We start from the raw sequence: 24885 nt of genomic DNA, 5'->3' as shown, positions 1-24885 counted from the left end.
TCGAGTGACCAAGTCGGTATCGGAAACTGCCTCTTACGTCGAGTCTGGCGAGTTCAAGCGAGATACGAATTACATCACCACCCGCATCACCGCCGACGGACGCGACGGATACCCGGTCGAGGCCGACCGCTATCGCCTGATCGCCGCGCGAGCCTGCCCCTGGGCCAACCGCACGCTGATCGTGCGCAGGCTGCTCGGACTGGAGGACGCGATCTCACTGGGGCTGTGCGGTCCGACCCACGACAGGCTCAGCTGGACCTTCGATCTGGATCCCGGCGGTGTGGATCCGGTGCTCAACATTCCCCGGCTGCGCGACGCCTACCTGGCGCGATTCCCGGACTACCCGCGCGGCATCACGGTTCCGGCGATGGTCGAGGTCGCCACCGGGCAGGTGGTGACCAATGACTACCCGCAGATCACGCTCGACTTCGCCACCGAGTGGACCGAATTCCATCGACCGGGTGCGCCGCAGCTGTATCCGGCGGAGCTGCGGGCCGAGATCGACGAGGTGAACCTGGCCGTTTTCCACGATGTCAACAACGGCGTCTACCGGTGTGGATTCGCGGGGACACAGGAAGCCTATGAGACAGCCTACGACCGGCTGTTCGCCCGATTGGACTGGCTGTCCGAACGTCTGACCACCCAGCGATACCTGGTGGGCGACACCATTACCGAGGCCGACGTGCGGCTGTTCACCACACTGGTCCGATTCGATCCGGTCTATCACGGCCACTTCAAGACCAATCGCAGCAAGCTGACCGAAATGCCGGTGCTGTGGGCCTATGCGCGCGACCTCTATCAGACGCCGGGGTTCGGCGACACCGTCGATTTCGAGCAGATCAAGGTGCACTACTACGTCGTGCATACCGATATCAACCCGACGCGGATCGTGCCCAAGGGCCCGGAGCTGACCGACTGGCTGACCCCGCACGGCCGAGAAGCGCTGGGCGGCAGACCATTCGGCGACGGCACCCCGCCGCCACCGCCACCGCTCGCGGAAAGGGTCGCTGCCCTGCGCGAACCGGCGTGATGGAACCGACATGCGGGGAACCAGGTCGACCGGGTACATCGTTGTCATGACGAGTTGATGGCGGTCGGTGCCATAAGGTTCATCCCGTACAGGCGGAAGAGGAGGATATCGCCGTGTTCAAAGGCACGTTCGAGAAGACGGTGGTCCAGCTACTCGATACCGGGTCACGCCTGCAGGCGCCCGCCGTCGCCAGGTACGTGGACCGGCTGCGGCGTTCGCATCCGTCGGAGAGTCCCGCGCAGATCATCCAGCGGCTGGAGAACCAGTATCTGCTCGCGGTGACCGGCAGCGGCGGTGCGGTCGGCGCGACCGCCGCGGTGCCCGGGGTCGGCACCGTCGCGGCGATCGCGGCGGTGAGTGCCGAGACCACCTTCTTCATGGAGGCGTCCGCGGTGTTCACGCTGGCCGTCGCGGCCGTGCACGGCATCTCCCCCGAGGACAAGGAGACGCGGCGGGCACTCGTGCTCGCCGTCGTACTCGGCGAGAGCGGGATGGAGATCGTCGAGAAGACCGTGGGTCATTCGGCGAAGAACTGGGGCACGCTGTTCGCCAATAAGATTCCCGGCCTGTCGAGCATGAACGATTCGCTGCTCAAGCGATTCATCATCCGGTTCATCACCAAACGGGCCGCCCTGATGGCGGGCAAGGTGGTGCCCGCTGGCATCGGCGCGGTGATCGGCAGTGTCGGCAACCGGACGCTGGGCAAGACCACGATCGGCAACGCGCGCAAGGCATTCGGGCCCGCGCCGGTGACCTGGCCCGCCGATCGCCAGCTGATCATCGATGCCGATCCGCTGCCTGCACTGGATCCGGTCAAGCCGCAACCCCCGACCACGCCACGATGAGCGCGGGCCGACCGCTCGCGTTCTCCGTCCGCGGCCTGAGCAAGCGCTACGACCTGGTCACCGGGATCGAGAACGTCAGCTTCACCGTCCCATCCGGGACGGTCGCGGCCCTGGTCGGGCCGGCGGGCGCGGGTAAGTCGACGATTCTGCACATCCTGCTCGGCCTGCTCGAACCGACCACGGGTACCGCGGCGGTCGGCGGGCCGGGCTCGCGACGGCCCGGCGAGCCGCAGCGCCGTCCCGCGGCCGTCGTCGGCGGCATGCTGATGCCGCGCGGTCTGCATCCGGCGCGCTCGGCACGCGATCACCTGCTGGTGTACGCGGCGGCCGCGGGTATCGAGGACGCGCGCGTCGACGAGGTGATCCAGGCGGTCGGCCTCGGTGCCTGGGCGCGGACGCGGGCGGGTGCGCTACCGGCCGGATCACAGACCCGACTGGCACTGGCGACCGCACTACTCGGCGATCCACAACTATTGATCCTCGACGAACCGATGGCCGATCTCGACGCCGCCGAACGCGGGTGGCTACAGGACTTCCTGCGGCGCCATACCCGCCGCGGCGGCACCGTCCTGCTGTCGAGCGAAAGCCTGGCGACCGTGATTCCGATCGCCGACAACATCATTGTGCTGAGCGAGGGTTCGGTGGTCTACCAGGGCACCCCCGCCCGGCTGCGGCGCGGCCACCCCGATCGCCTGGTCGTCGCCGCGTCCCCGCCGATCGCACTGGCCACCATGCTGGCCGCACAGGGATTTACCGACGCGGTGATCCGGCCGGACGGACGGCTCGCGGTGGCCGAGGCGACCGAAGCGCAGATCCGCGCGGCGGCGACAGCGGTCGGTGTGCGCGTGGACAGCATCATCGCCGACCAGATCCATCCCGATCGAGTGCTCGCAGCATTGGTCAAACCGGCCCGCCCAGCACCGCCCGCCCCCTACGCCGGGATCGCACCGCCCCAACCGACGCCCCAGGGGATTCCACGATGATCGCCGTTCTGCCCCCGGACCTCGTTCCGGCCGTCAATTCCGAGGTCCGCAAGGTCACCACACTGCGCGCCAGCCGGATCCTGGCCGCGCTGATTCCCGCGATCGCCCTCGTCGCGAGCACGGTCACTGCGGTGGCCGCCGGACCGGCCAACCCCAAATCCGATCCGGCGACCGGTGCCGCGACCATCGGGCTCTACATCGGCCTTGCCATCGCAATCGTGCTCGCGGGGGCCTTCGGCGCCGCCGGGGCGGGCGCCGAATACCGTTACGCGACAATGCCGTCCACGGCACTGTTCACCTCGGACCGCGACCGGCTCGCCGCCGCGAAACTCCTGGTCACCGCCGGATTCGCAGTGGCGATGACATTCGTGGTCGAGTTGCTGGCGTTCGCCTGTCTGCTCGCCTTCGGCCGCGGCAAATTCGACTTCGGCCTGCGCCTGCTCGCGGTCTTCGGCGGCGGCCTGCTCGCGGCGGTCTGCTGGTCGGTGATCGGCGCGGGTCTCGGCCTGCTACTGCGCACCTCCACCGGTGCGATCGTCACGATGCTCGGCTGGCTGCTGATCATCGAGCCATTGCTCTGGATCGTCGCCAAGGCCATCGGCTTCGCCGGAATGGTCACCATGCTCCCCGGCGCAGCCACCATCAGTACGGTCGCGGTCGACTCCTTCACCGACAGCGACTTCCTGGCCCCGACTCCCGCCGCGCTGGTGGTCCTGCTGCTGTGGACCCTCGGCATCGGCGGCGGCGCCTGGTGGTTGCTCCGCAAACGCGATATCTGACCCCGTAACCGGTCGCCATCGGACCAGCGCCCCCGAAATTGTCCGTACCGCGGGGAACAAATCCGATGGCGATCCGCGTCGTTACCGTCGGTATGAGCCGACAAAGACGGGTGAGCAGCGCAATTGAATGAATCGGGCTGGATGCGCAGACTGTGGACCGCGTGCTGGTCACACCGGGGAACGGTGGCGGGCATCGCGGTCGCATTGATCGCCGGAGCACTGGTCGAAATCTCCGCACCACTGCTGACGAAACGCGCCGTGGACGCGGCGGGACACGGCGATACCGCCGTCATCGGCACCGTCGCCGGACTACTCGCCCTCGTCGCGGTCGGCCGCTTCTCGGCCGCCTTCGGACGACGCATGCTGGCCGGACGGCTCTCACTCGACGTCCAGCACGCACTGCGGATCGACCTGCTCGGCTCACTGCAACGCCTCGACGGAGTCGGCCAGGACGCACTGCGCACCGGCCAAGTGGTATCCCGCTCGATCACCGACCTCCAACTGGTGCAGGGCCTGCTGGCGATGGTCCCGCTGTCCGGTTTGGCGCTGCTGGAATTCCTGCTCGCCGCCGTCGTCATGGTGTGGCTGTCGCCGCCGCTCGCCGCTGTCGCGCTGTTGGTCGTCCCGGCGATCGCGCTGCTGGTCTACCGAATGCGGCCGCGGCTCTACGCCGCGACTTGGTCGGCACAGCAGCGAGCCGCCGAGGTCGCGCAGCATGTCGAAGAGACGGTCACCGGCGTCCGCGTGGTGAAGGGCTTCGGCCAGGAGGCCCGGATGGTGCGGGTACTGGAACAGCACGGACGCACGCTCTACGCCGAACGCATGCGGGCCGCCGCGATCAACGCGCGGTTCGCGCCCGCGGTCACCACCATTCCGCAAGCCGGGCTGGTCGCGGTCATCGTCGTCGGCGGCCTGCTCGCACTGCACGGGTCCATCGGAATCGGCACCTTCCTCGCCTTCTCCGCCTATGTCACCACCATGACGGTCACCACCCGCACCATGTCCTCGGTGGTCATCATGGCGCAGCTGACCCGAGCCGCGGCCGAACGCGTCTACCAGGTCATCGATGCCGCCCCCGAAATCGCCGACCCACCCGTCCCTGCCGACCTGCCCGACGGACCCCTCGGCATCGACATCGACGCCCTCACTTTCGGATTCGATCCCGCCCAGCCGATCCTGCGCGACCTCGACCTCACCGTGCACCCCGGCGAAACCGTGGCCATCATCGGTCCCGCGGGCTCCGGAAAGTCGACGCTGTCGTTGCTGCTCCCCCGCTTCTACGCCCCCGATTCCGGCACCATTCGGCTTTTCGGAACCGAATCCAGCACCGCTGCGGACGAATTCGCCAGTTCGAGAGCGGGGGCCACCCGCTCGAAAACCGACAATCCAACGGCCGATCCGCGAGACGCCAAGGGCGTGGATATCGCCGACCTGCGCGCGGTCGATCTGCGCGCGGCGATCGGCGTGGTCTTCGACGACCCGTTCCTGTTCAGCGACACCATCGCCGCCAATATCGCCCTCGGCCGTCCCGCGGCCACCGACGCCGAAATCCGGCATGCCGCAAAGCTCGCCGCGGCCGACGAGTTCATCACCGAACTGCCGGATGGCTATGACACCGTGGTCGGCGAGCGCGGGTTGACCCTGTCCGGCGGGCAGCGGCAGCGGATCGCGCTGGCCCGAACGCTATTGGCGCGGCCACGAATTCTGGTGCTCGATGACGCAACCTCCGCGGTCGACGCGGTCACCGAGGCGGCCATCTTCGACAAGCTGCCCGATGCGGGCAGCCGCACGACGCTGATCCTGGCACATCGGGAGTCCACACTCGCCCATGCGGATCGGGTGATCAGGCTCCCCGGCCCGGCCACATACGCAACCGACGCAACTGCCCCGGTCGTGCCGGCCGGTCTCGGCCGCGCCACGACGGCCACCGGCGGACCGGGCGGATTCTCGGGCGCGGCAGCCGATCTCAGCGAAACTCCCGAATTGCGCCGCACCATCGAGCGTCTACCACCCGCCACCGAACAACCCGGGCTCGACGATGAGCAACTGCGCCGACCCGATCCCGAGTTCCGGCTCGCTCGGCTGCTGCGGCCGGTGCGCTGGCTGGTGCTGAGCGTCATCACCCTGCTCGCACTCGACACACTGATCGGCGTCGCCTTCCCGCCGATCGTGCGCTACGCCATCGATACCGGTGTGAGCGGGCATGATTCGGTCGCCCTCGCCCGCGCCGGAACGCTCGGGGCGGTACTGGTGGTCCTCGGCCTCGCGGTCGGCGCGGCGACCACCGTACTCACCGCGCGCACCGGCGAACGCGTGCTCTACGGCCTGCGTGTGCGCAGCTACGCACACCTGCAGCGGCTGGGTCTGGACTACTACGAACGCGAGCTGTCCGGCCGCATCATGACCCGGATGACCACCGATGTGGACGCGCTGTCGACCTTCCTGCAGACCGGCGTGGCGACCACGCTGATCGGCCTGCTCACCCTGGTCGGGATCGCGGTGGCACTGCTGGTCATCGATGCCTCGCTGGCCACGGTGGTGCTGATCGCGCTGCCGCCGCTGCTGGTGGCGACGGTGCTCTTCCGCCGGGTCTCCACTACCGCATACACCGTCTCGCGCGAACACGTCTCGACCGTCAACGCCGACTTCCAGGAGAACGTCTCCGGCCTGCGCGCCGTCCAGGCCAACCGGCACGAGCCGGTCGCCGCCCGCCGCTTCGCCGAATACTCCGATCGCTACCGCGCCAGCCGGATGCGCGCCCAGCGGGCCATCGCGATGTACTTCGCCTTCGTCATCGCCTGGGCCGATCTGGCGTTGGCCGCGGTCGTGTATTTCGGTGCCCGCGAGGTTGCCGAGGACGCGACCACCGCGGGCACCCTCATCGCCTTCGTGCTGTATCTGCAGTTGCTCTTCGGCCCGATCCTGCAGTTGTCCCAGGTATTCGACGGCTATCAGCAGGCGCGCGTCGGCCTGCGCCGCATCGGCGATCTGCTGCGCACCCCGTCCTCGATCGCCGCCGATCCACCGGACGCGGTCGCGATCGACCACGGCCTGCGCGGCGAGGTCGTCCTCGACGACATCCACTTCCACTACCCGGGCACCGAAAGACCCGCACTCGACGGGGTATCCCTGCGCATCCCGCCGGGTTCGACGCTGGCGCTGGTCGGCCCGACCGGTGCGGGCAAGTCGACCATCGTCAAACTGCTGGCCCGGCTCTACGACCTACCCGACGACGCCGAGCCAACCGGCACCATCCATGTCGACGGCATCGATATCCGGCACTACCGCCTGGCCGACTACCGCTCCCGGCTCGGCATAGTCCCTCAGGAAGCGCACCTGTTCACCGGCGACGTCGCCAGCAACATTGCCTTCGGGAAACCATCCGCGACCGAAGCGGAGATCGTGGCCGCCGCCACCGCGGTCGGTGCGGCCGACATGATCGCCGCACTGCCGCAGGGCATGCGCCACCCGGTCGGCGAGCGCGGCCGCGGCCTCTCGGCGGGCCAGCGCCAACTGATCGCACTGGCCCGTGCCGAACTCGTGCGCCCTGATCTGCTGCTGCTCGATGAGGCCACCGCGACCCTCGACCCGGAGACCGAGGCATCGGTCCTGGTAGCGAGCCGATCGCTGGCCCGGGACCGCACCACCGTCGTCGTCGCGCACCGGCTCGGTACCGCCGCGCGCGCCGATCGGATCGCCGTGGTCGAACACGGACGAATCGCCGAGATCGGACCGCACGAGGTGCTGCTGGTGGCCGATGGGCCCTATGCCCAGCTCTGGGCGGCGGCCAGCGAAGCGGGGGGAATATTCTCGAGCGAGGACGGGTCGTCATCTTTGGGAGCGGGTTTGTCCGGTGGTCAGTCGGTCCGCTGATTTGCTGCTGGGCCTATCCTCAGAGAGGGCGCATCGGCGCGCATCCGCTGATCCCCGTGCCGGGCACGTCACAAACGTCGCAGCGCGAAGAACGAAATGAGGCGAACACCTGCTGTGAGCAGCTCAACTTCCCAGTTCGGACAGAACCAGTGGCTAGTCGATGAGATGTATCAAAAGTACAAACAGGATCCATCTTCAGTAGACGCGAGTTGGCACGAGTTCCTCGCCGATTACACGCCCGAAGTCGCGGGTGATTCTGGTAACAGTCAGGCCGCCGCGCCGACGGCCGCGCCCGCGCAGGTGGCCACCCCGGCCCCGGCCCCCGCGCCGGTGAACGCGGCCCCAGCGGCCCCCGCCCCGGCGGCACCTGCCCCGGCGGCCCCCAAGCCTCCCGCACCCGCGCCGGTCACCACCCGCGCGCGGCAGACGACTCCCGCGCCGACCTCGAATGCCGCGCCCACGTCCGGCGCGCCGAAGCCCGCCGACACCGCGACCGACGAGGCGAAGATCCTGCGCGGCCCGGCCGCCGCCGTGGTGAAGAACATGTCCGCGTCGCTGGCCGTTCCGACCGCGACCAGCGTGCGCGCCATTCCGGCGAAGCTGATGATCGACAACCGCCTGGTCATCAACAACCATCTCGCCCGCACCCGCGGCGGCAAGATCTCCTTCACCCACCTGCTCGGCTACGCGATCGTGCAGGCGGTCAAGGCGTTCCCGAATCTGAACCGGCACTTCGCCGAGATCGACGGCAAGCCCAACGCGATCACCCCCGCGCACACCAACCTCGGTCTGGCCATCGACCTGCAGGGTAAGGACGGCAACCGCTCGCTGGCCGTCGCGGCCATCAAGGGCTGCGAGACCATGACCTTCGGGCAGTTCCACACCGCCTACGAGGACGTCGTGCGCCGCGCCCGCGACGGCAAGCTCGGCATCGACGACTTCACCGGCGTCACCATCTCGCTGACCAACCCGGGCACCATCGGCACCGTGCACTCGGTGCCGCGGCTGATGCCGGGCCAGGGCGCGATCATCGGCGCCGGCGCGATGGAGTACCCCGCCGAATTCCAGGGTATGAGCGACGAGCGCATCAACGAGCTCGGCATCGGCAAGCTGATGACCCTGACCTCGACCTACGACCACCGCATCATCCAGGGCGCGGAATCCGGCGACTTCCTGCGGACCATCCACAACCTGCTGATCAGCGACGAGTTCTACGACGAGATCTTCCACGGCCTTGGCGTGCCCTACGAGCCGGTGCGCTGGCGCAAGGACGTCAAGGAACGCGGCGTCGACAAGAGCACCCGCGTGCTCGAGATGATCGCGGCCTACCGCAACCGCGGCCACCTGATGGCCGACACCGATCCGCTGCGGCTGGTCAAGGACAAGTTCCGCAGCCATCCGGACCTCGATGTCACCCAGCATGGCCTCACCCTCTGGGACCTGGACCGCACCTTCGATGTCGCGGGCTTCCACGGCCAGGAGCGGATGAAGCTGCGCGATGTGCTCTCGGTGCTGCGCGATGCCTACTGCCGCCACGTCGGTGTGGAGTACACCCATATCCTGGAAACCGAGCAGCTGCAGTGGATTCAGGAGCGGGTCGAGCAGAAGCACGTCAAGCCGACTGTCGCACAGCAGAAGTACATCCTGAACCGGTTGAATGCGGCGGAGGCCTTCGAAACCTTCCTGCAGACCAAGTACGTCGGGCAGAAGCGCTTCTCGCTCGAGGGCGCCGAGGCCGTCATCCCGATGATGGATGCCACCATCGACCAGTGCGCCGAGCATTCGCTCGACGAGGTCGTCATCGGTATGCCGCACCGCGGTCGCCTCAATGTGCTCGCCAATATCGTCGGCAAGCCGTACTCGAAGATCTTCACCGAGTTCGAGGGCAATATGAACCCGGCTGCCACCCACGGCTCCGGCGACGTGAAGTACCACCTCGGCGCGCGCGGCACCTACCTGCAGATGTTCGGCGACAACGAGATCGAGGTCTCGCTCACCGCCAACCCCTCGCACCTGGAGGCGGTCGACCCGGTGCTCGAGGGTCTGGTGCGCGCCAAGCAGGACCTGCTGGACAAGGGCGACGGGCCGGAGGGTTTCTCCGTCATGCCGCTGATGCTGCACGGTGACGCCGCGTTCGCGGGTCAGGGTGTGGTCGCGGAGACGCTGAACCTGTCGGGGCTGCGTGGTTACCGGGTCGGCGGCACCATCCACATCGTGGTGAACAACCAGATCGGCTTCACCACCGCACCGGAGAACAGCCGCTCCACCGAATACTCCACCGATATCGCGAAGTTCATCGGCGCGCCGATCTTCCACGTGAACGGTGACGATCCGGAGGCCTGCGACTGGGTGGCGCGTCTCGCGGTGGACTTCCGCCAGAAGTTCCGCAAGGACGTCGTGATCGACATGGTCTGCTACCGGCGTCGCGGCCACAACGAGGGCGACGACCCGTCGATGACCCAGCCGGAAATGTACGACGTCATCGATACCAAGCGCTCGGTGCGCAAGGCCTACACCGAGAGCCTGATCGGCCGTGGCGATATCTCGCTCAAAGAGGCCGAGGACGCGCTGCGTGACTACCAGGGTCAGCTGGAGCGGGTCTTCAACGAGGTGCGCGAGCTGGAGAAGTACGTCCCGGAGCCGAGCGAATCGGTCGAGGACGACCAGCAGGTGCCGACCACCATCCTGACCGCCGTCGACAAGACGGTGCTGCAGCGCATCGGCGACGCATTCCTCAATGTGCCGGACGGCTTCAACGTGCACCCGCGCGTCAAGCCGGTACTGGAGAAGCGCCGCGAGATGGCCTACGAGGGCAAGGTCGACTGGGCCTTCGCCGAACTGCTCGCCTTCGGCACGCTGATAGACGAGGGTCGTGCGGTGCGCCTGACGGGCCAGGACTCGCGTCGCGGCACGTTCACCCAGCGGCATTCGGTGATCATCGACCGCAAGACGGCCGAGGAGTACACCCCGCTGCACAACATCGGCAGCACCACTCCGGGTTGGTTCGCGGTGCACGACTCGGCGCTGAGCGAATATGCCGCCGTCGGCTTCGAATACGGCTACTCGCTGGGCAACCCGGACGCACTGGTGTTGTGGGAGGCGCAGTTCGGTGACTTCGTCAACGGTGCGCAGTCCATCATCGACGAGTTCATCTCCTCCGGTGAGGCCAAGTGGGGTCAGCTCTCGGAGGTCGTGCTGCTGCTGCCGCACGGCCACGAGGGACAGGGCCCGGACCACACCTCCGGTCGCATCGAGCGCTTCCTGCAGCTGTGTGCCGAGGGCTCGATGACGGTCGCCGTGCCGTCCACCCCGGCGAACTACTTCCACCTGCTGCGCCGCCACGCGCTCGACGGCATCCGCCGTCCGCTGATCGTCTTCACCCCGAAGTCGATGCTGCGCAATAAGGCCGTGGTCTCGGACCTGAAGGACTTCACCGAATCGAAGTTCCGCTCGGTCTTCGACGAGCCCACCTACGAACAGGGCATCGGCGACCGCAATAAGGTCAAGCGCGTCCTGCTCACCAGCGGCAAGCTCTACTACGAGCTGGTTGCCGAAAAGGCCAAGCAGAAGCGCGAAGACGTCGCTATCGTCCGCATCGAGCAGCTCTACCCGCTGCCCAAGTTCCGCCTCAACGAGGCACTTGCGGGCTACCCCAATGCGACCGATATCGCCTGGGTCCAAGAGGAACCGGCCAACCAGGGCGCCTGGCCCTTCTTCGGCCTGAACCTCCCCGAGCTGCTCCCGGAGCGCTTCACCAAGCTCCGCCGCATCTCCCGCCGCGCCATGTCGGCCCCCTCTTCGGGCTCCTCCAAGGTCCACGCCGTGGAGCAGGCCGAAATCGTCGCCGAGGCCTTCGAGCCGACCGCGTAGTCGCCGCACCCCAACGCCGGGCCGAATCCGCTCTCCCGCAGAGCGATTCGGCCCGGCGTTCTTTGTATCCGGGGTAGCCGCGCCCCCGATCGCAATACGACTCCGCTGACCGCTGGGTGTGGTTAGTGGCTGGGTTCTGGGGGGTCGTGGGCGATGGCGTGGATGGCGCGGCGGAGGAGGGCGGTTACGCGGTCCGGTGGGGCGTCGTGCAGGGCGTCGAGTTGGAGTAGGTGTCGGCCGATGACGGTGCCGATGGTGAGGGCTCCGATGAGGCCGGCGCGGAGGGTTGCGTCGTCGGGAGCCAGGTGTTGGGCGGCCTGTTGTTGGCGGGCGACCATGGCGGATCGGACCTCGGTGGCGGCGTCGGGGTGGGTGAGCATGGAGCGGATCGCGGTCAGTGCGTCGGTGGGCTGCTCGGCAAGTTTCTGTTCGAGTGCGGCAAGTAGTTGTTCGGCCGCCTCCGGCGGCGTCCCGGTGATCAGCTCGTCCGGTTCGAATTGTGCGACCTGGGCGAACAAGTTGTCCTTGGATCCGAAGTAGCGCATCACCAGGCCCGGATCGGTGTCGGCTGCCGCCGCGATCGCGCGGATGGTGGCCCGGTCATAGCCGACCTCCGCGAATAGCTGCCGCGCCGCGTCCAGGATCCGGGCTTGGGTGCGGTCGCGTTGTTCGGCGCGGCGGGTGGGATGGGAACTCATGCTTTCAGTCTACGATCGTTGACCGAACGCGATCGAGTCGCTAGTATTCGGTCAACGACCGTAGACTGAAAATAGGTGGCTGATATGTGGCATACGATCCTGCTGTCCGTGCTCGCCGGCGTGCTGGGCGCCAATGCCGTCCCGCATTTCATCAAAGGCATGGTCGGCGAACAGTTTCCGAATGTGTGGGGCAACGATTCGCTGCGCAATGCCGTGGCCGGCACCTTGGGGCTCGCCCTCGCGGCGCTGATCGGCTACTGGGCCGATCTGCCCGCCCATGCCCTTGCGGGTATCGGCGGCGCCGTCGCCGGGGCGCTGCTCATGGCCGTGTTCCACGGGCTCGGCGGCGCGTATCGCCTCAACTCCGCCCTGGGTTTGGCCAATCCGCCACGCGCCGCCGCCACGCGTTGATCTACCTCGTGGTCATCAGCGTCAGCGCGGCGGCGAGCCCACGGTTCCAGCTCCGGAATGTTGCCCGGTCCGGCTGTCAGAGCCCGACACCTCGGTGACGCCGGGAACCCGATTCTCCACGACAAAAGCGGCGCGAGTGTGGATGGGTGCGCCGGGGCGGTTGACGTAAGGGACTACTCGGAAGTCGTTGCGCCACAATCCGTGGTCCAGTGAGACCCGGGAGTAGCCGCGTTGGGAGTTGAAGAACTTCAGGTCGGGGTTGGCGGCCAGGAGAGTGCGGCCGGTCGGGGTCATATCCTTTCCGTTGCCATTGGTGGTGATGGAGGTGCCGATGAATTCGGAGGCCACGACCGGGGATTCGGGGTTCGAGTAGTCCGCGCGGAGGTTGGCGGCGTGGTTCTGGTGGCGGTCGCCGGTGATGACCACCAGATTGTGGACGCCACGGTCGGCGGCGGCGCCGAGGATGGTGTTGCGGTCGGATACGTAGCCGTCCCACGAGTCGGTGCCGGTCGCGACGCCGGGGCCGAGGTCATAGTCGGATTGGCCCATGGAGACCTGGTTGCCGAGGATCTGCCAGCGGGTGGTGGACTTGCTGAAACCATCGATCAGCCAATCCCGTTGCTGCGCACCGAGAATCGTGCGGTCCGAGACGAAGCGGTCGGGGCAGTCCGCGACCAGACCGCCGTCGCCACAAGCCTGCGCCGAGCGGTACTGGCGGGTGTCCAGCATGGTGATTTCGGCGAGGTCGCCGAAGCTGTAGCGGCGGTGGATGTGCATGGTCGAGCCGGCGGGCAGGGCCGCGATGCGCAAGGGCTGATGTTCGTACATTGCCTGGAAGGCAGCGGCACGGCGGCCGCGAAAGAGCTTGGGAATGCGGTAGATATCGAATCCGATACCGGGTGAGTCTCCCGCCCAGTTGTTGTCGACCTCGTGATCGTCGAAGGTGACGAGCCAGGGGAAGGCGGCATGGGCGGCGCGCAACGGGCGCTCGGCCTTGGCCTGGGCATAGCGCAGTCGGTAGCCGGGCAGATCGACGGCTTCGGCTTGGAATTGCGGCTCCACCGACATGCCGACGCGACCGCGCGTCCAGCCTCGTTCGTAGATGTAATCACCAAGGTGCACAACCAGATCGAGATCTTCGGCACTCATATGCTGATACGCGGTGTAGTAGCCGGAACTCCACGATTGACAGGAGGCGAAGGCGAAACGCATGCGCGCCGTGGGCTGCCCCAGCGCGGGGGCGGTGCGGGTACGGCCGATCGGTGAGATCGCCGAGCCCGCGCGAAATCGGTAGAAGTACCAGCGATTCGGCTCCAACCCGCCAACTTCGGGGTGCACGGAATGCGCGAGTTCACGGGTCGCGACGGCCGTCCCCCGCGCCACCACCTGCCGAAACTGCTCATCGTGCGCGACTTCCCAGTCCACGCTCACCGGACGCTGCGCCATCCCGCCGAGCCCATCCGGTGCGAACGGATCCGGCGCCAGCCGCGTCCACAACACCACCCCATCCGGCACCGGATCCCCCGAAGCCACCCCCAACGTAAACGGATCCCCCAACCACCGCGGCGCCCGAAACCGCGCACTACTCGCCGCAGACGCCCCCACCAACACCGCAACCGACCCAGCGGCACCGAACCGCAACAACTTCCGCCGCGCCAGACCCATACGTCAGGGTATCCCCATCAACGCCGCCGCCCGCCTGCGAGTTCACTGTGACGATGCACGGTCACGTCGGGTACACCGATTTGCGAGTATGACAATTAAGTTATACTCGTGTCGGTGAGCTGGGAGATCAGTCTTCATCCGGAGGTGGAATCGTGGTACTTGGCGATCTGCGTGAGTGATCCCGAAACAGGCGATCTGATCGAGGATGCACTCGATCAACTTGCCGAAGAAGGCCCCTGCGCTGGGCGGCCGTTGGTCGACCGGATCAAGGGCAGCAGCTATCACAACATGAAAGAGTTGAGACCTCCCTCGACTGGGACTACCGAGATCCGAATGCTCTTCGCATTCGACCCAGCCAGAGAGGCAATCGTCCTCGTCGCGGGAGACAAGTCGGGTAACTGGCAGAAGTGGTATCGCGATGCGATCCCATTGGCCGACAGGCGTTTCATGGAGCACCTCGAAGCGCTAGAGGAGCAACAACGATGAGTACCGAATATGTGAAGTGGAAAGACGTCAGGGCGAAGGCGAGGGCAGTCGACCCACGCCCCGATGCCGAGCGGAAAGCGGGCGCGGCTGCGGCACGCGAGCGACGCGAGGCGTATGTGCGGGGGCATCAGCTGGCCGAGATGCGTAAGGCGGCGGGTCTCACACAAGTAAATCTGGCCGAAGCACTCGGCGTATCGCAGGCCAGGATCTCGAAGATCGAACGCGGCGAGATCGCCGGAATCGACACCGTCAAGGCCTATGTCACAGCACTCGGCGGGACAATCGAAGTCGTTGTCACTCTCGGGGACCGAACCTGGAAAGTCGCCTGACCTCGAACTAGCCCTAGCCCCGCCGCATCGACATCAGCGTTTCGACCGCCGCCAATTGCGATCGCGCTTCGTCGGTTGCTTGCCGCCGGCGACGGCCTTGCGAAGGCTCGCCATCCCGCATCGACGTGCTCGATCTTCGCTGACGCAACGGACCCGCTGCACAGGAGGAAATGTTTACGCGATCTTCCAGAAGTACTCGAAACCGCAGATCACCCACGCAGCGCGGCAGCCAGTGCGGGATTGAGCGAAAGTGCCAGTGCGAGTAGGGATTCAACCAGCAGGTCGACCAACTGTTCGCGGGTGATCATTTCGTGGCGGAGCCAGGTGAGAGTGGTCTCCTCGACGAAGGCGATCCAGCCGCGCATGGCGAGGATGAGGCGGGGGCGGTCGGTGTCCGGAATATCGACGGGCACTTCGGTCAGGATGATGTCGATGATGACATTGCGAGTCTGGTCGACGAGCGGGAGCACCTCGGCGCTCACACTGGTCGGGCCGCGCAGTAGCGATACATACGAATTGCGGTTCTCGCCGACGTATTCGATGTAGCGCTCGATCGAATCGCGCAGCATCTCGAACACCCCGAGGGTGCGGTCGGGTGCGATGCGCTCCAGTAGCTCGGCATTGGCGTGGCGGACGATTGCCAGCTGGAAGTCCTGTTTGGTCGGGAAGTAGTGGAAGAGCAGGCCGCGGGAGATCCCGGCCGCTTCGGCGATTTCGGTGATCGAGATGTCCTCGATGGCGCGGTCACCAAGCATCTCGGCGCCCAAGGTGATCAGCTGCGTGCGACGTTCTTCCGGGCTCAGGCGGGTTCGCTTCACCACTTCACCGGCACCTTTGCGACTCACACGGACATCTTACTGAACGATGGTCAATACTGTTGACTCGTGCTCAATAAGACCGTACGCTGCCTTATATGAGTCGCAAGGTTACAGACAAAGCTGTCGATGACCGGCCAGCCCGCCACGTCAAGACCATCATCATCGGCAGCGGTTTCGCCGGTCTGGGCCTGGCGATCCGGCTGAGCCAGCAGGGCCGCAACGACTATCTCGTGCTGGAACGCGGCAGCGATGTCGGCGGCACCTGGCGCGACAACACCTATCCCGGCGCCGCCTGCGATGTGCCTTCGCATCTGTACTCGTACTCATTCGCACTGAATCCGAACTGGTCGCGCTCGTTCTCCAAGCAGGGCGAGATCCAGCGGTACATCCAGGGCGTCGCGCGCGAGTACAACGTCCTCGACAAGCACCTGTTCAACTGCGACGTCACCGGCGCGCGCTGGAACAATGCCACCGACCTGTGGCATATCGAATCCACTCAGGGCAGCTTCACCGCGAATACCGTGGTCTCCGCGGTCGGCGCGCTCTGCGAACCGGCACTGCCGGATATCAAGGGCATCAACGGTTTCGAGGGCGAGATCTTCCACTCGGCCCGCTGGAACCACGCCGCCGACCTGAAGGGCAAGCGCGTCGCCATCATCGGCACCGGCGCCTCCGCCATCCAGATCGTGCCGTCCATCGCGCCGGATGTCACCCACCTGGACGTCTACCAGCGCACCGCCCCCTGGCTGCTCCCCCGTTTCGACCGCCCCTACACGCTGCCCGAGCGGCTCGCATTCCGGCACATTCCCGGCTTCCAGCGCCTATCCCGCGCCGCCATCTACGCGGCGCGCGAGACCCAGGTCGTCGGCCTCGCCAAGGTCCCCGCGCTGATGCAGGCCTTCGAGCTGCTCGCCAAGGCCAAGCTCCAGCTGGAGATCCGCGATCCGCGGCTGCGCGAGAAGGTCACTCCGAGCTTCCGCATCGGCTGCAAGCGCATGCTGATCTCCAACGACTACTACCCGGCGCTGAGCCGCCCGAATGTGGACGTGATCACCGACGGCATCGCCGAGGTGCGCGCGAACTCCATCGTCACCAAGGACGGCACCGAGCGCGAGATCGACGCCCTGATCGTGGCGACCGGCTTCCACGTCACCGATTCACCGACCTACAACACCATTTCGGGCAAGGACGGCCGCACCCTGGCCGAGGTGTTCGACGAGATCGGCCAGCAGGGCTACAAGGGCTCGACGGTCGCCAACTTCCCGAATATGTTCTTCCTGCTCGGCCCGAATGTCGGCCTCGGCCACACCTCGATGGTGTACATGATCGAATCACAGATCAACTACATCGCCGACGCATTGTCCACCTTTGATCGCCTCGGCCTGCGTACTGTCGAGGTGAAGCGCGAGGTGCAGGACTCCTATAACAAGGAGTTACAGCGCAAACTGGTGAAGGGCGTATGGAGCACCGGCGGCTGCGCCAGCTGGTACCTGGACAAGCACGGCAACAACACCACGCTGTGGCCGGACTTCACCTTTGAATTCCGTAGGCTCACAAAGAGTTTCGATGTCTCCGCCTACGAGACCGCGACCGTCGAAACATCCAGCAACGACCTCGAGGTGGTGGCAGCACAGTGAATGCAGCATCGCGAAGCGATTCCATGGGGGGCGGCGGTCGGGCCACGGGCGGGCGCAATGATGCTTACTTCAAGGGCAAGGTCTGTGTGATCACGGGAGCGGGCTCCGGCATCGGCCGCGCCCTCGCCGAGAACCTGGCCAGGCGCGGCGCGAAACTCGCGCTCTCCGATATCGACACCGACGGCCTGGCCGAGACCGTGCGCCGCTGCGAGGTATACGGGGCCGAGATCAAGTCCGATCGGCTGAATGTGGTCGAGCGCGAAGCGGTGCTGCGCTACGCCGACGCCGTCAAGGCGCACTTCGGCACGGTGCACCAGATCTACAACAATGCGGGCATCGCCTACCACGGCGAGGTCATCCGCTCGGAGTTCAAGGACATCGAGCGCATCATGGACGTCGACTTCTGGGGCGTCGTCAATGGCACCAAGGCGTTCCTGCCGCTGCTGATCGAATCCGGCGATGGCCACGTCGTCAATGTCTCCAGCCTCTTCGGCCTCATCGCCGTGCCGGGCCAGAGTGCCTACAACGCAGCCAAGTTCGCGGTGCGCGGCTTCACCGAATCGCTGCGCCAGGAGATGCTGGTCGGCAAGCATCCGGTCAAGGTGACCTGTGTGCATCCCGGCGGTATCAAGACCGCCGTTGCCCGCAATGCCACCTACGCCGATGGCGTCGACGGTGCCAGCGCGGCATCGATGTTCGACAAGAAGCTGGCCATTCACACGCCGGAGATGGCCGCCCAGACCATCACCGAGGGCGTCGGCAAGGGTCACGGCCGAGTGCTGATCGGCTGGGAGGCCAAGGTGCTGGACCTGTTCGTCCGGGTCACCGCCTCCGGCTATCAGCGCATCGCCGCCGTCGTGAACCGTCGCATCCTGCCCTGAGCTCTGCTGCCCCGGCGTCCGGACGCGGACGCCGGGAATCGAGGAAAACCCATGCGTGACATCAATATTCCGCTGCCCATCGCGCGGACGCTGCTGAGCCCGATCTTCCGTATCACGCTGAACGCGCGGCTGCCCTGGCAGCTGCAGCGCCTGCTGCTCGATATCGGTTCGCACGCGCAGTTCCTGCCCTCCAATACGACCGTGCACCGGCTCCGGCTCGGCGGCAGGCCCGCGGAACGGATCACCGCGGGTTCGCAGCTGCCGAGCCGCACCAGGGGTGCCGTGCTCTACCTGCACGGTGGCGGCTACGCGATCGGATCGCTTGCGACGCACCGCTCGCTTGCCGCCCGGCTGGCTCACGAAACCGGTTGCGCCGTCTATGTTCTCGACTATCGACTGGCACCGGAGCACCCGTTCCCGGCCGGACTCGACGACGCCGAAGCGGCCTTCCTGGAGCTGGTCGGCAATATCGGCTACCGACCCGAACAGATCGCGCTATCGGGGGATTCGGCGGGCGGCGGACTATCGCTGGCCACCGCACAGCGGCTGATCGCCGGGCACGGGTACACCCCGGCCGCGCTCGGCCTGATCGCGCCGTGGGTCGACCCGAATCAGGTCCCCGAGCAGTCCCGCGATCTGGTCATCAACCGGCCGTGGTCGCGCGCCTGTGCCGCCGCCTATCTCGGCGACGGCGATGGCAAGGACACCGGCTACGCGCCGCTGCACGGTGTGCTGGCCGGATTGCCGCCGACGTACGTGCAGGTCGATATCAGCGAAATGCTGCATGCCCAATGTGTCGAATTCGTTGCGGCGCTGCGGGTGGCGGGCGTGCCCACCCGGTTCACCGAGAGCAAGGGGCTATGGCACGTCGCGCAGCTGCAGGCCGCGCTCGTTGGACCGGCCGCGGCGGCACTGACCGAATTGGCCGACTTCCTGCGGGAAGCCATCCAGCCGGTTGCCCTGCGCGACCTAGGATAGACAGTGTCTCACCTGCGCTCGTTCAAACGTACGACACGCAAGACCGACTCCGTCCCACCGGGTCCGACCGGACCTCGACCGGCCCGCCGATGCCGAACCGGACCGGTGTTTCGGTGGCCGGAGTGACGTCCCGGTCACAGGTGTCGTAAATTACTGACGAGTAAACCCACGTGGAAGGGCACTGATGCGAGAGTTCGAAGTCCCGGCTTCCTACACCATCCCGGAAGACGCGAATAATTCCGATAACGTCTTCCGGCACGCCGAGCAGTCGCCCGGCGCGGTGCTGTTCAACGTCACCGGCGATGGCGGTTGGCGGGATATCAAGGCAGCGGAATTCGCGAAGGCGGTCACCGGGGTAGCCAAGGGCCTCATCGCCTCGGGTCTCGAACTCGGCGACCGCGTCGCCATCATGGCCCCGACCCGCTACGAATGGGTGCTGCTCGACTTCGCCGTGTGGGCCGCCGGTGGCTGCACCGTCGCGATCTACGACAGCTCGGCCGCCGAACAGGCCAAGTGGATCCTGCAGGACTCCGCCACCAAACTGCTGGTGGTCGACAGCGATAAGCACCGCAGGGTCATCGACGAGATCGAGGCGGGCGCGCTGCCGGATCTGAAGGAGACACTGCAGATCGATAAGGGCGCGGTCGATGAGCTGATCGCGCGCGGCGCGGACCTCGACGACGCGGTCGTGCACGCGCGCCGGGCCGAGGTCAATGCCAAATCCCCGGCCACCTTGATCTACACCTCGGGTACCACCGGCCGCCCCAAGGGCGTCATGCTCTCGCACTCGAACCTCTACGCGGAGTCGAAGTCCGACCGGCTCGCCCTGAGCAAGTACGTCGCCGAGGGCAAGAAGACGCTGATGTTCCTGCCGCTGGCGCACGTCTTCGCGCGTGCTGTCACGCTGGCCGCGTTCGACGCCAAGGTGATCGTCGCATTCAGCTCCGACTGGTCCACTCTGGTCGAACAGTTCGGCAGCTACCGCCCGCACTTCATCCTCGCGGTGCCACGCGTATTCGAGAAGGTCTTCAACGGCGCCAAGCAGAAGGCGCATGACGGCGGCAAGGGCAAGATCTTCGACGCGGCCGCCGAGACCGCCATCGCTTACAGCGAGGCACTCGACAATGGCGGGCCGGGGCTGGTGCTCAAGGCCAAGCACACCCTGTTCGACAAGCTCGTCTACGGCAAGCTGCGCATCGCGCTCGGCGGCCAGTGCGAGGCCGCGGTCTCCGGCGGCGGACCGCTCGGCGCGCGCCTCGGCCACTTCTTCCGCGGCGTCGGCGTCACCATCTACGAGGGCTACGGCCTCACCGAGACCACCGCGGCCGTCACCGTCAACACCCCCGAGAACATTCGCGTTGGCTCCGTCGGCAAGCCCATCGAGGGCCACGCGGTCAAGATCGCCGAGGACGGCGAACTGCTGCTGCGCGGATCGGTCGTCTTCAACGGCTACTGGGGCAATGCCGAGGCCACCGAGGAGGCCTTCACCGACGGCTGGTTCAAGACCGGTGACCTGGGCGCCATCGATGGCGACGGATACGTGACCATCACCGGCCGCAAGAAGGAAATCATCGTCACCGCGGGCGGCAAGAACGTCTCCCCCGCGCTGATGGAGGATTCGCTGCGCGCGCACCCGCTGATCAGCCAGGTCATGGTGGTCGGCGACGGACAGCCGTTCGTCGGCGCGCTGATCACCCTCGACCCGGAGGCGCTGCCCGGCTGGAAGGAACGCAACGGCCTGACCGCCGAGACCCCGATCGAGCAGGTGATCGAGAACCCCGCGCTGGTCGCGGAGGTCAATGCCGCGGTCGCCGAGACCAATAAGAAGGTCTCCCATGCCGAGGCGATCAAGAAGATCCGCATCCTGCCCGTCGACTGGACGCAGGAGACCGGCGAGCTGACGCCGAAGATGTCGCTGAAGCGGGCCGTGGTGATGAAGCAGTACGCGTCCGAAGTGGAGAAGATCTACGGCTGACGCCGAGTTTCGAAGGCGCCGTCCGCGAATTGCGGGCGGCGCCTTCGCATTTGTTACCGCGGCACACTGAACTGTGGCCCCGAGCGCTCATTCCCCGGCTGATGCGAGTCCGGAACCGGCGCTGCGGCCGATGCCCGAGACATAGTGGCGGACAACGGGATCGGCGAACGCGCTCAGCGCTCCCGCGTCGGGAGCCGGTCCAGAAAATCGGCGATCAGCGATGCGATTTCGGGCAGGTGCGTCTCCAGGGCGAAGTGACCGGTATCGAAGACGTGCAGTTCGGCGTCGGAGAGATCCGCGCGGTACGCGTGGGCGCCGGGTTCGGGGAAGAAGGGGTCGTTCGAGCCCCAGACGATCAGGGCGGGTGGGGTGTGCTTGCGCAGCCACAGCTGCCACTGCGGGTAGGCGGCGACATTCGACTTGTAGTCGAAGGCCAGGGCTACCTGGGCCTCTTTACGGCCGGGGAGGTCGAGGAAGTACTGGTCGAGGATCCATGATTCCGGGGTGAGCCCGGTCGGATCGGGGACGCCCTGCTCGTACTGACCGCGGGTGCCTTCCAGTGTGAGCAGTCCGCGGATGGTGTCCTCGGCTCCTTCCTGTTCGGGACGCAGTGCGGTGAAGTCGCGGGCGAGGTCCGAGAGTCCCGCTTCGTAGGCGTTGCCGTTCTGGACGATGAGCCCGTTGATCCATTCGGGGTGGCGCAGCGCGATGCGCAGGCCGATCGGAGCGCCGAAATCGAAGATGTACATGGCGAACTCGCGCAGTTCGAGCCGCTCTACGAAACCTTCGACCACATCGGCCAGTCGGTCGAAGGAGTACTCGAAATCGGCTGGTGCGGTGGTATTTCCGAAGCCCGGGTAGTCCGGGGCGATCAGCCGGTACTGCGCGCCGAGCACATCGAACAACCTGCGGAACTGGTGCGAGGCCGACGGGAAACCGTGCAGCAGCAATAGCACCGGAGCGTCGGCGCGGGGCGGGACCGATTCGCGGTAGAAGACCTCGACACCGTCGACATCGATGCGGCGGTGCTGGACGGCTGGCAGCTCGATCATGGCTTCACATGCTTTCTCTCCGTGATGATGCATTAGTTCTAGCCGATCCCTCACTAATGTGTCAATCGGAAGATGTACCATTAGTCATATGAACGAAGCCCCGCTGATCGGCGAGCCGCTGGCACTGGACCTGGTCAACACCCGGCCGACCGGCACCGATCTGCTGGATACCCCGGAGCACCTCGCGAATTGGCTTGCACTGCAAGCCGCACGGCTTCCGGAGCTGGCCGTAGCGCATCCGACCGCCGCCGACCTCGCCGCGGTGCATGCGGTGCGCGACCATACCGGTTCCGTGCTCGACGCACTCCTGCACGATCGCCGCCCGCCCGCCGACACACTGCGCGCACTCAATACCGCCCAGGCTGCCGCGCCCGCCATCCGGCAGCTGGCTTGGGACGGCAATGCGGTCACCGCAACCACGCGCCGCAATGGCACGTCAGCCGAAAAACTGGCCGCCGTGCTGGCCGAGGCCGCCATCGACCTGTTCACCGACCCATCGATCGGCAAGCTGAGGCGCTGCGCGGCCGAGGATTGCGTCCTGCTGTTCCTGCCCGCCCACCCGCGGCGGCGCTGGTGTTCACCCGACCGCTGCGGCAATCGGGTCCGCGTTGCCCGCTACTACCAGCGGCATAAGGCCGATTGATATTCACGTCACCGAATGGTCACACTCCCCGACCGCGCCCGGCAGTACGCTCGGACCATGGCTGAACTGCGCTTTCGGGTGACGGCGGGCATCGTCGCCGCCGGTCTGGCACTCGGCGTCGCCGAACTCGTCGCCGCCTTCGCCGGCCCCGACAGCACACCCGCCAACGCTCTGGGCTCGACCGTCATCGACCACACCCCCGACGGCCTGCGCGAATGGGTTATCCAGACCTTCGGCACCAACGACAAGACCCTGCTCTTCGCCTGTATGGCGCTCGTGGCCGTACTCGTGGCCGGATTCATCGGCGCCATCGAGCGCACAGCGCACCCCCGCGGAACCTGGCTGCTGGCGGCCCTCGGCCTGCTCACCGCCACCATCGCCATCGGCCGCAACGGTTTCTCCTCCGCCTGGCCCACCGTAATCGGCGTCGCCGCAGGCATTTACGCCCTCCGGGTCCTGACCGCCTACATCGACGACGCGGCAGCCGCAAAGGAAGCCGTACGACCGCCTACCCCGACATCAGTCGTCGCATCCCGCGATGACGCGGTGCGCCGCGATGCGGCCGAACCGCTGGCCTCCGGAGCCGGCGATCAGGCAGCCGATGATGCCTCGACCCAGCACGCGGCAAGCGGCATTGCCGCGTCCGGTACTGCGGCACCTGCTGCATCGGCGGAGCCGAGAATCGGTGCGGATCAAGATGATTCCTCCGATGCGAGTGCGCCGGAAGCCCCTCCGGCCAGTGCTGGCGCCGCAGCGGCCGAGCCGAAACCCGCCGGGGCAGAGAGTTCGACGACCGGAACCGCGGCCATGCCGCAGCGGCGACAAATATTGCAGGGCATTGCCATTGCGGGTGGGTTGGCGTTGCTCAGCGGGGTGGGTGGACGGCTGATCGGGGTGCGGCGGCGGGATGTGTCCGGTGAGCGGGCGGCGATCCAGCTGCCGGAGCCGAGTGGGCCCACGGTATCGCTCGCACCCGACGCGGATCTGAAGCTGCCGGGACTGACGCCGTATCTGACGTCCAATAGCGACTTCTACCGCATCGATACCGCGCTCATCGTGCCGCAGGTCTCCATCGACGATTGGTCATTGCGGATTCACGGAATGGTGGATCGCGAAATCCAGCTCAGCTGGGCCGATCTCGCCAAGCGCACACCGGTCGAGACGTTGGTGACGCTGGCATGTGTATCGAATCCGGTCGGCGGCGATCTGATCGGCAACGCGCGCTGGCGCGGCTACCGCCTGGACGAACTGCTCGCCGAGGCGGGGCCGCACCCGGACGCCGATATGGTGCTGTCGCACAGCATCGACGGCTTCACCGCGGGCAGCCCACTGGCCGTCCTCACCGACGGCCGCGACGCATTGCTGGCCGTCGGCATGAACGGCGAACCCCTCCCGGTCGCGCACGGCTACCCGGCCCGCCTGGTCGTGCCCGGTCTCTACGGATATGTCTCCGCCACCAAATGGGTCACCGAACTGGAGATCACCCGCTTCGACCGCGCGACCGCCTACTGGACCCGCCGCGGCTGGTCCGCCCTCGGCCCCATCAAAACCGGCACCCGCATCGACACTCCCCGCGCCCGCACCAAGCTGCAACCGGGCAGCACCGCGATCGCCGGCGTCGCCTGGGCCCAGCACCGCGGCATCCGGGCCGTCGAAGTCCAAATTGATAGCGGCCCATGGCAACCCGCCCGCCTGTCCGCCGAACAATCCATCGACACCTGGCGCCAATGGGTCTACGACTGGAACGCCACCGCCGGCACCCACACCATCCGCGCCCGCGCCACCGACGGCACCGGCGAAACCCAAACCGAAGAACGCCGCGCCGTAGTCCCCGACGGCGCCACCGGATACCCCACCACCACGGTCACCGTCGGCTGATCCGAAGTCAGCCGCCCGCCAACGATTCCGCTCGAGAATCGCGTGCGCCCCGCG

19 protein-coding genes are annotated in these 24885 nt (G+C 66.7%); 15 read left to right on the top strand and 4 right to left on the bottom strand.

What is annotated here, in order from left to right; translation table 11 throughout:
* Positions 1-4 precede the first annotated feature (4 nt).
* The 6 genes from ABZ293_RS02440 to ABZ293_RS02415 all read left to right on the top strand — a co-directional run bounded on the left by ABZ293_RS02440 (position 5) and on the right by ABZ293_RS02415 (position 11380).
* Complete coding sequence (locus ABZ293_RS02440; RefSeq protein WP_355176905.1) at positions 5-1030, top strand: glutathione S-transferase C-terminal domain-containing protein; 1026 nt, start codon at positions 5-7, stop codon at positions 1028-1030.
* A gap of 113 nt (positions 1031-1143) precedes the next feature.
* Complete coding sequence (locus ABZ293_RS02435) at positions 1144-1875, top strand: hypothetical protein (RefSeq protein ID WP_355176904.1); 732 nt, start codon at positions 1144-1146, stop codon at positions 1873-1875.
* Positions 1872-2858 (top strand): ATP-binding cassette domain-containing protein, encoded by a 987-nt coding sequence (locus ABZ293_RS02430; RefSeq protein ID WP_355176903.1) that lies wholly within the window; start codon positions 1872-1874, stop codon positions 2856-2858. Before ABZ293_RS02435 ends, ABZ293_RS02430 begins: the two co-directional genes overlap by 4 nt.
* Positions 2855-3637 carry an ABC transporter permease gene (locus tag ABZ293_RS02425; RefSeq protein WP_355176902.1) on the top strand — a complete coding sequence of 261 codons (783 nt, stop codon included), beginning with the start codon at positions 2855-2857 and terminating at the stop codon, positions 3635-3637. Before ABZ293_RS02430 ends, ABZ293_RS02425 begins: the two co-directional genes overlap by 4 nt.
* A 141-nt stretch (positions 3638-3778) precedes the next feature.
* Positions 3779-7510, top strand: a complete 3732-nt coding sequence (locus ABZ293_RS02420; RefSeq protein ID WP_355176901.1) for an ABC transporter ATP-binding protein — start codon at positions 3779-3781, stop codon at positions 7508-7510.
* Between the two features lie 96 nt (positions 7511-7606).
* Positions 7607-11380, top strand: a complete 3774-nt coding sequence (locus ABZ293_RS02415) for a multifunctional oxoglutarate decarboxylase/oxoglutarate dehydrogenase thiamine pyrophosphate-binding subunit/dihydrolipoyllysine-residue succinyltransferase subunit (RefSeq protein ID WP_355176900.1) — start codon at positions 7607-7609, stop codon at positions 11378-11380.
* 122 nt (positions 11381-11502) lie between these two features.
* Here ABZ293_RS02415 and ABZ293_RS02410 read toward each other — a convergent pair whose 3' ends face one another.
* On the bottom strand, positions 11503-12078 hold the full coding sequence (locus ABZ293_RS02410; RefSeq protein WP_355176899.1) for a TetR family transcriptional regulator: 576 nt from the start codon (positions 12076-12078) through the stop codon (positions 11503-11505).
* A 75-nt stretch (positions 12079-12153) separates the two neighbouring features.
* Between ABZ293_RS02410 and ABZ293_RS02405 the strand changes: the two genes are divergently transcribed.
* On the top strand, positions 12154-12489 hold the full coding sequence (locus ABZ293_RS02405) for a hypothetical protein (RefSeq protein ID WP_355176898.1): 336 nt from the start codon (positions 12154-12156) through the stop codon (positions 12487-12489).
* A gap of 21 nt (positions 12490-12510) precedes the next feature.
* On the opposite strand, the gene ABZ293_RS02400 is transcribed toward ABZ293_RS02405, so the two are convergent.
* Entirely contained in the window at positions 12511-14154 is a 1644-nt protein-coding gene (locus ABZ293_RS02400; protein WP_355176897.1) for an alkaline phosphatase D family protein, read from the bottom strand.
* A 114-nt stretch (positions 14155-14268) separates the two neighbouring features.
* On the opposite strand from ABZ293_RS02400, the gene ABZ293_RS02395 reads away from it, so the two are divergent.
* Both ABZ293_RS02395 and ABZ293_RS02390 read left to right on the top strand, forming a co-directional pair.
* Positions 14269-14640 (top strand): type II toxin-antitoxin system RelE/ParE family toxin, encoded by a 372-nt coding sequence (locus tag ABZ293_RS02395; RefSeq protein ID WP_354961153.1) that lies wholly within the window; start codon positions 14269-14271, stop codon positions 14638-14640.
* The gene (locus ABZ293_RS02390) at positions 14637-14969 is read left to right on the top strand and encodes a helix-turn-helix transcriptional regulator (RefSeq protein WP_355176896.1); all 333 of its coding nucleotides are present in this window, start codon (positions 14637-14639) and stop codon (positions 14967-14969) included. Before ABZ293_RS02395 ends, ABZ293_RS02390 begins: the two co-directional genes overlap by 4 nt.
* A 209-nt stretch (positions 14970-15178) precedes the next feature.
* Here the strand turns inward: ABZ293_RS02390 and ABZ293_RS02385 are convergent, their stop codons facing one another.
* Positions 15179-15814: a TetR/AcrR family transcriptional regulator gene (locus tag ABZ293_RS02385; RefSeq protein WP_355176895.1), complete on the bottom strand. Its 636-nt coding sequence runs from the start codon at positions 15812-15814 to the stop codon at positions 15179-15181.
* Positions 15815-15882: 68 nt separating this feature from the next.
* Here ABZ293_RS02385 and ABZ293_RS02380 point away from each other — a divergent pair, with 68 nt between their 5' ends.
* From ABZ293_RS02380 to ABZ293_RS02365, 4 genes are all read left to right on the top strand, one after another.
* On the top strand, positions 15883-17424 hold the full coding sequence (locus ABZ293_RS02380; RefSeq protein WP_355176894.1) for an NAD(P)/FAD-dependent oxidoreductase: 1542 nt from the start codon (positions 15883-15885) through the stop codon (positions 17422-17424).
* Positions 17425-17447: 23 nt separating this feature from the next.
* On the top strand, positions 17448-18305 hold the full coding sequence (locus tag ABZ293_RS02375) for an SDR family NAD(P)-dependent oxidoreductase (RefSeq protein WP_355177137.1): 858 nt from the start codon (positions 17448-17450) through the stop codon (positions 18303-18305).
* Positions 18306-18356: 51 nt separating this feature from the next.
* Complete coding sequence (locus tag ABZ293_RS02370; protein WP_355176893.1) at positions 18357-19283, top strand: alpha/beta hydrolase; 927 nt, start codon at positions 18357-18359, stop codon at positions 19281-19283.
* Positions 19284-19467: 184 nt separating this feature from the next.
* On the top strand, positions 19468-21258 hold the full coding sequence (locus ABZ293_RS02365) for a long-chain fatty acid--CoA ligase (protein WP_355176892.1): 1791 nt from the start codon (positions 19468-19470) through the stop codon (positions 21256-21258).
* Positions 21259-21431: 173 nt separating this feature from the next.
* Here ABZ293_RS02365 and ABZ293_RS02360 read toward each other — a convergent pair whose 3' ends face one another.
* Positions 21432-22310, bottom strand: coding sequence for an alpha/beta hydrolase (locus ABZ293_RS02360; protein ID WP_355176891.1), 879 nt, complete (start codon positions 22308-22310; stop codon positions 21432-21434).
* 88 nt (positions 22311-22398) lie between these two features.
* On the opposite strand from ABZ293_RS02360, the gene ABZ293_RS02355 reads away from it, so the two are divergent.
* The gene (locus ABZ293_RS02355) at positions 22399-22953 is read left to right on the top strand and encodes an ABATE domain-containing protein (protein WP_355176890.1); all 555 of its coding nucleotides are present in this window, start codon (positions 22399-22401) and stop codon (positions 22951-22953) included.
* Between the two features lie 57 nt (positions 22954-23010).
* Positions 23011-24831 carry a molybdopterin-dependent oxidoreductase gene (locus ABZ293_RS02350; protein ID WP_355176889.1) on the top strand — a complete coding sequence of 607 codons (1821 nt, stop codon included), beginning with the start codon at positions 23011-23013 and terminating at the stop codon, positions 24829-24831.
* The last annotated feature ends 54 nt before the right edge of the window (positions 24832-24885 follow it).

The organism is Nocardia sp. NPDC005998 (assembly GCF_040614395.1).
Lineage (GTDB): Bacteria > Actinomycetota > Actinomycetes > Mycobacteriales > Mycobacteriaceae > Nocardia.
This window is presented reverse-complemented; position numbering and strand designations above follow the sequence as displayed.

What these genes read in the sequence shown, in the direction of transcription:
- ABZ293_RS02410 (WP_355176899.1), bottom strand. Translation starts at nt 12,078, where the DNA reads ATGAGTTCCCATCCCACCCGCCGCGCCGAACAACGCGACCGCACCCAA.
- ABZ293_RS02350 (WP_355176889.1), top strand. Translation starts at nt 23,011, where the DNA reads ATGGCTGAACTGCGCTTTCGGGTGACGGCGGGCATCGTCGCCGCCGGT.
- ABZ293_RS02380 (WP_355176894.1), top strand. Translation starts at nt 15,883, where the DNA reads ATGAGTCGCAAGGTTACAGACAAAGCTGTCGATGACCGGCCAGCCCGC.
- ABZ293_RS02425 (WP_355176902.1), top strand. Translation starts at nt 2,855, where the DNA reads ATGATCGCCGTTCTGCCCCCGGACCTCGTTCCGGCCGTCAATTCCGAG.
- ABZ293_RS02375 (WP_355177137.1), top strand. Translation starts at nt 17,448, where the DNA reads ATGGGGGGCGGCGGTCGGGCCACGGGCGGGCGCAATGATGCTTACTTC.
- ABZ293_RS02415 (WP_355176900.1), top strand. Translation starts at nt 7,607, where the DNA reads ATGAGGCGAACACCTGCTGTGAGCAGCTCAACTTCCCAGTTCGGACAG.
- ABZ293_RS02420 (WP_355176901.1), top strand. Translation starts at nt 3,779, where the DNA reads ATGCGCAGACTGTGGACCGCGTGCTGGTCACACCGGGGAACGGTGGCG.
- ABZ293_RS02355 (WP_355176890.1), top strand. Translation starts at nt 22,399, where the DNA reads ATGAACGAAGCCCCGCTGATCGGCGAGCCGCTGGCACTGGACCTGGTC.
- ABZ293_RS02390 (WP_355176896.1), top strand. Translation starts at nt 14,637, where the DNA reads ATGAGTACCGAATATGTGAAGTGGAAAGACGTCAGGGCGAAGGCGAGG.
- ABZ293_RS02365 (WP_355176892.1), top strand. Translation starts at nt 19,468, where the DNA reads ATGCGAGAGTTCGAAGTCCCGGCTTCCTACACCATCCCGGAAGACGCG.
- ABZ293_RS02400 (WP_355176897.1), bottom strand. Translation starts at nt 14,154, where the DNA reads ATGGGTCTGGCGCGGCGGAAGTTGTTGCGGTTCGGTGCCGCTGGGTCG.
- ABZ293_RS02370 (WP_355176893.1), top strand. Translation starts at nt 18,357, where the DNA reads ATGCGTGACATCAATATTCCGCTGCCCATCGCGCGGACGCTGCTGAGC.
- ABZ293_RS02430 (WP_355176903.1), top strand. Translation starts at nt 1,872, where the DNA reads ATGAGCGCGGGCCGACCGCTCGCGTTCTCCGTCCGCGGCCTGAGCAAG.
- ABZ293_RS02360 (WP_355176891.1), bottom strand. Translation starts at nt 22,310, where the DNA reads ATGATCGAGCTGCCAGCCGTCCAGCACCGCCGCATCGATGTCGACGGT.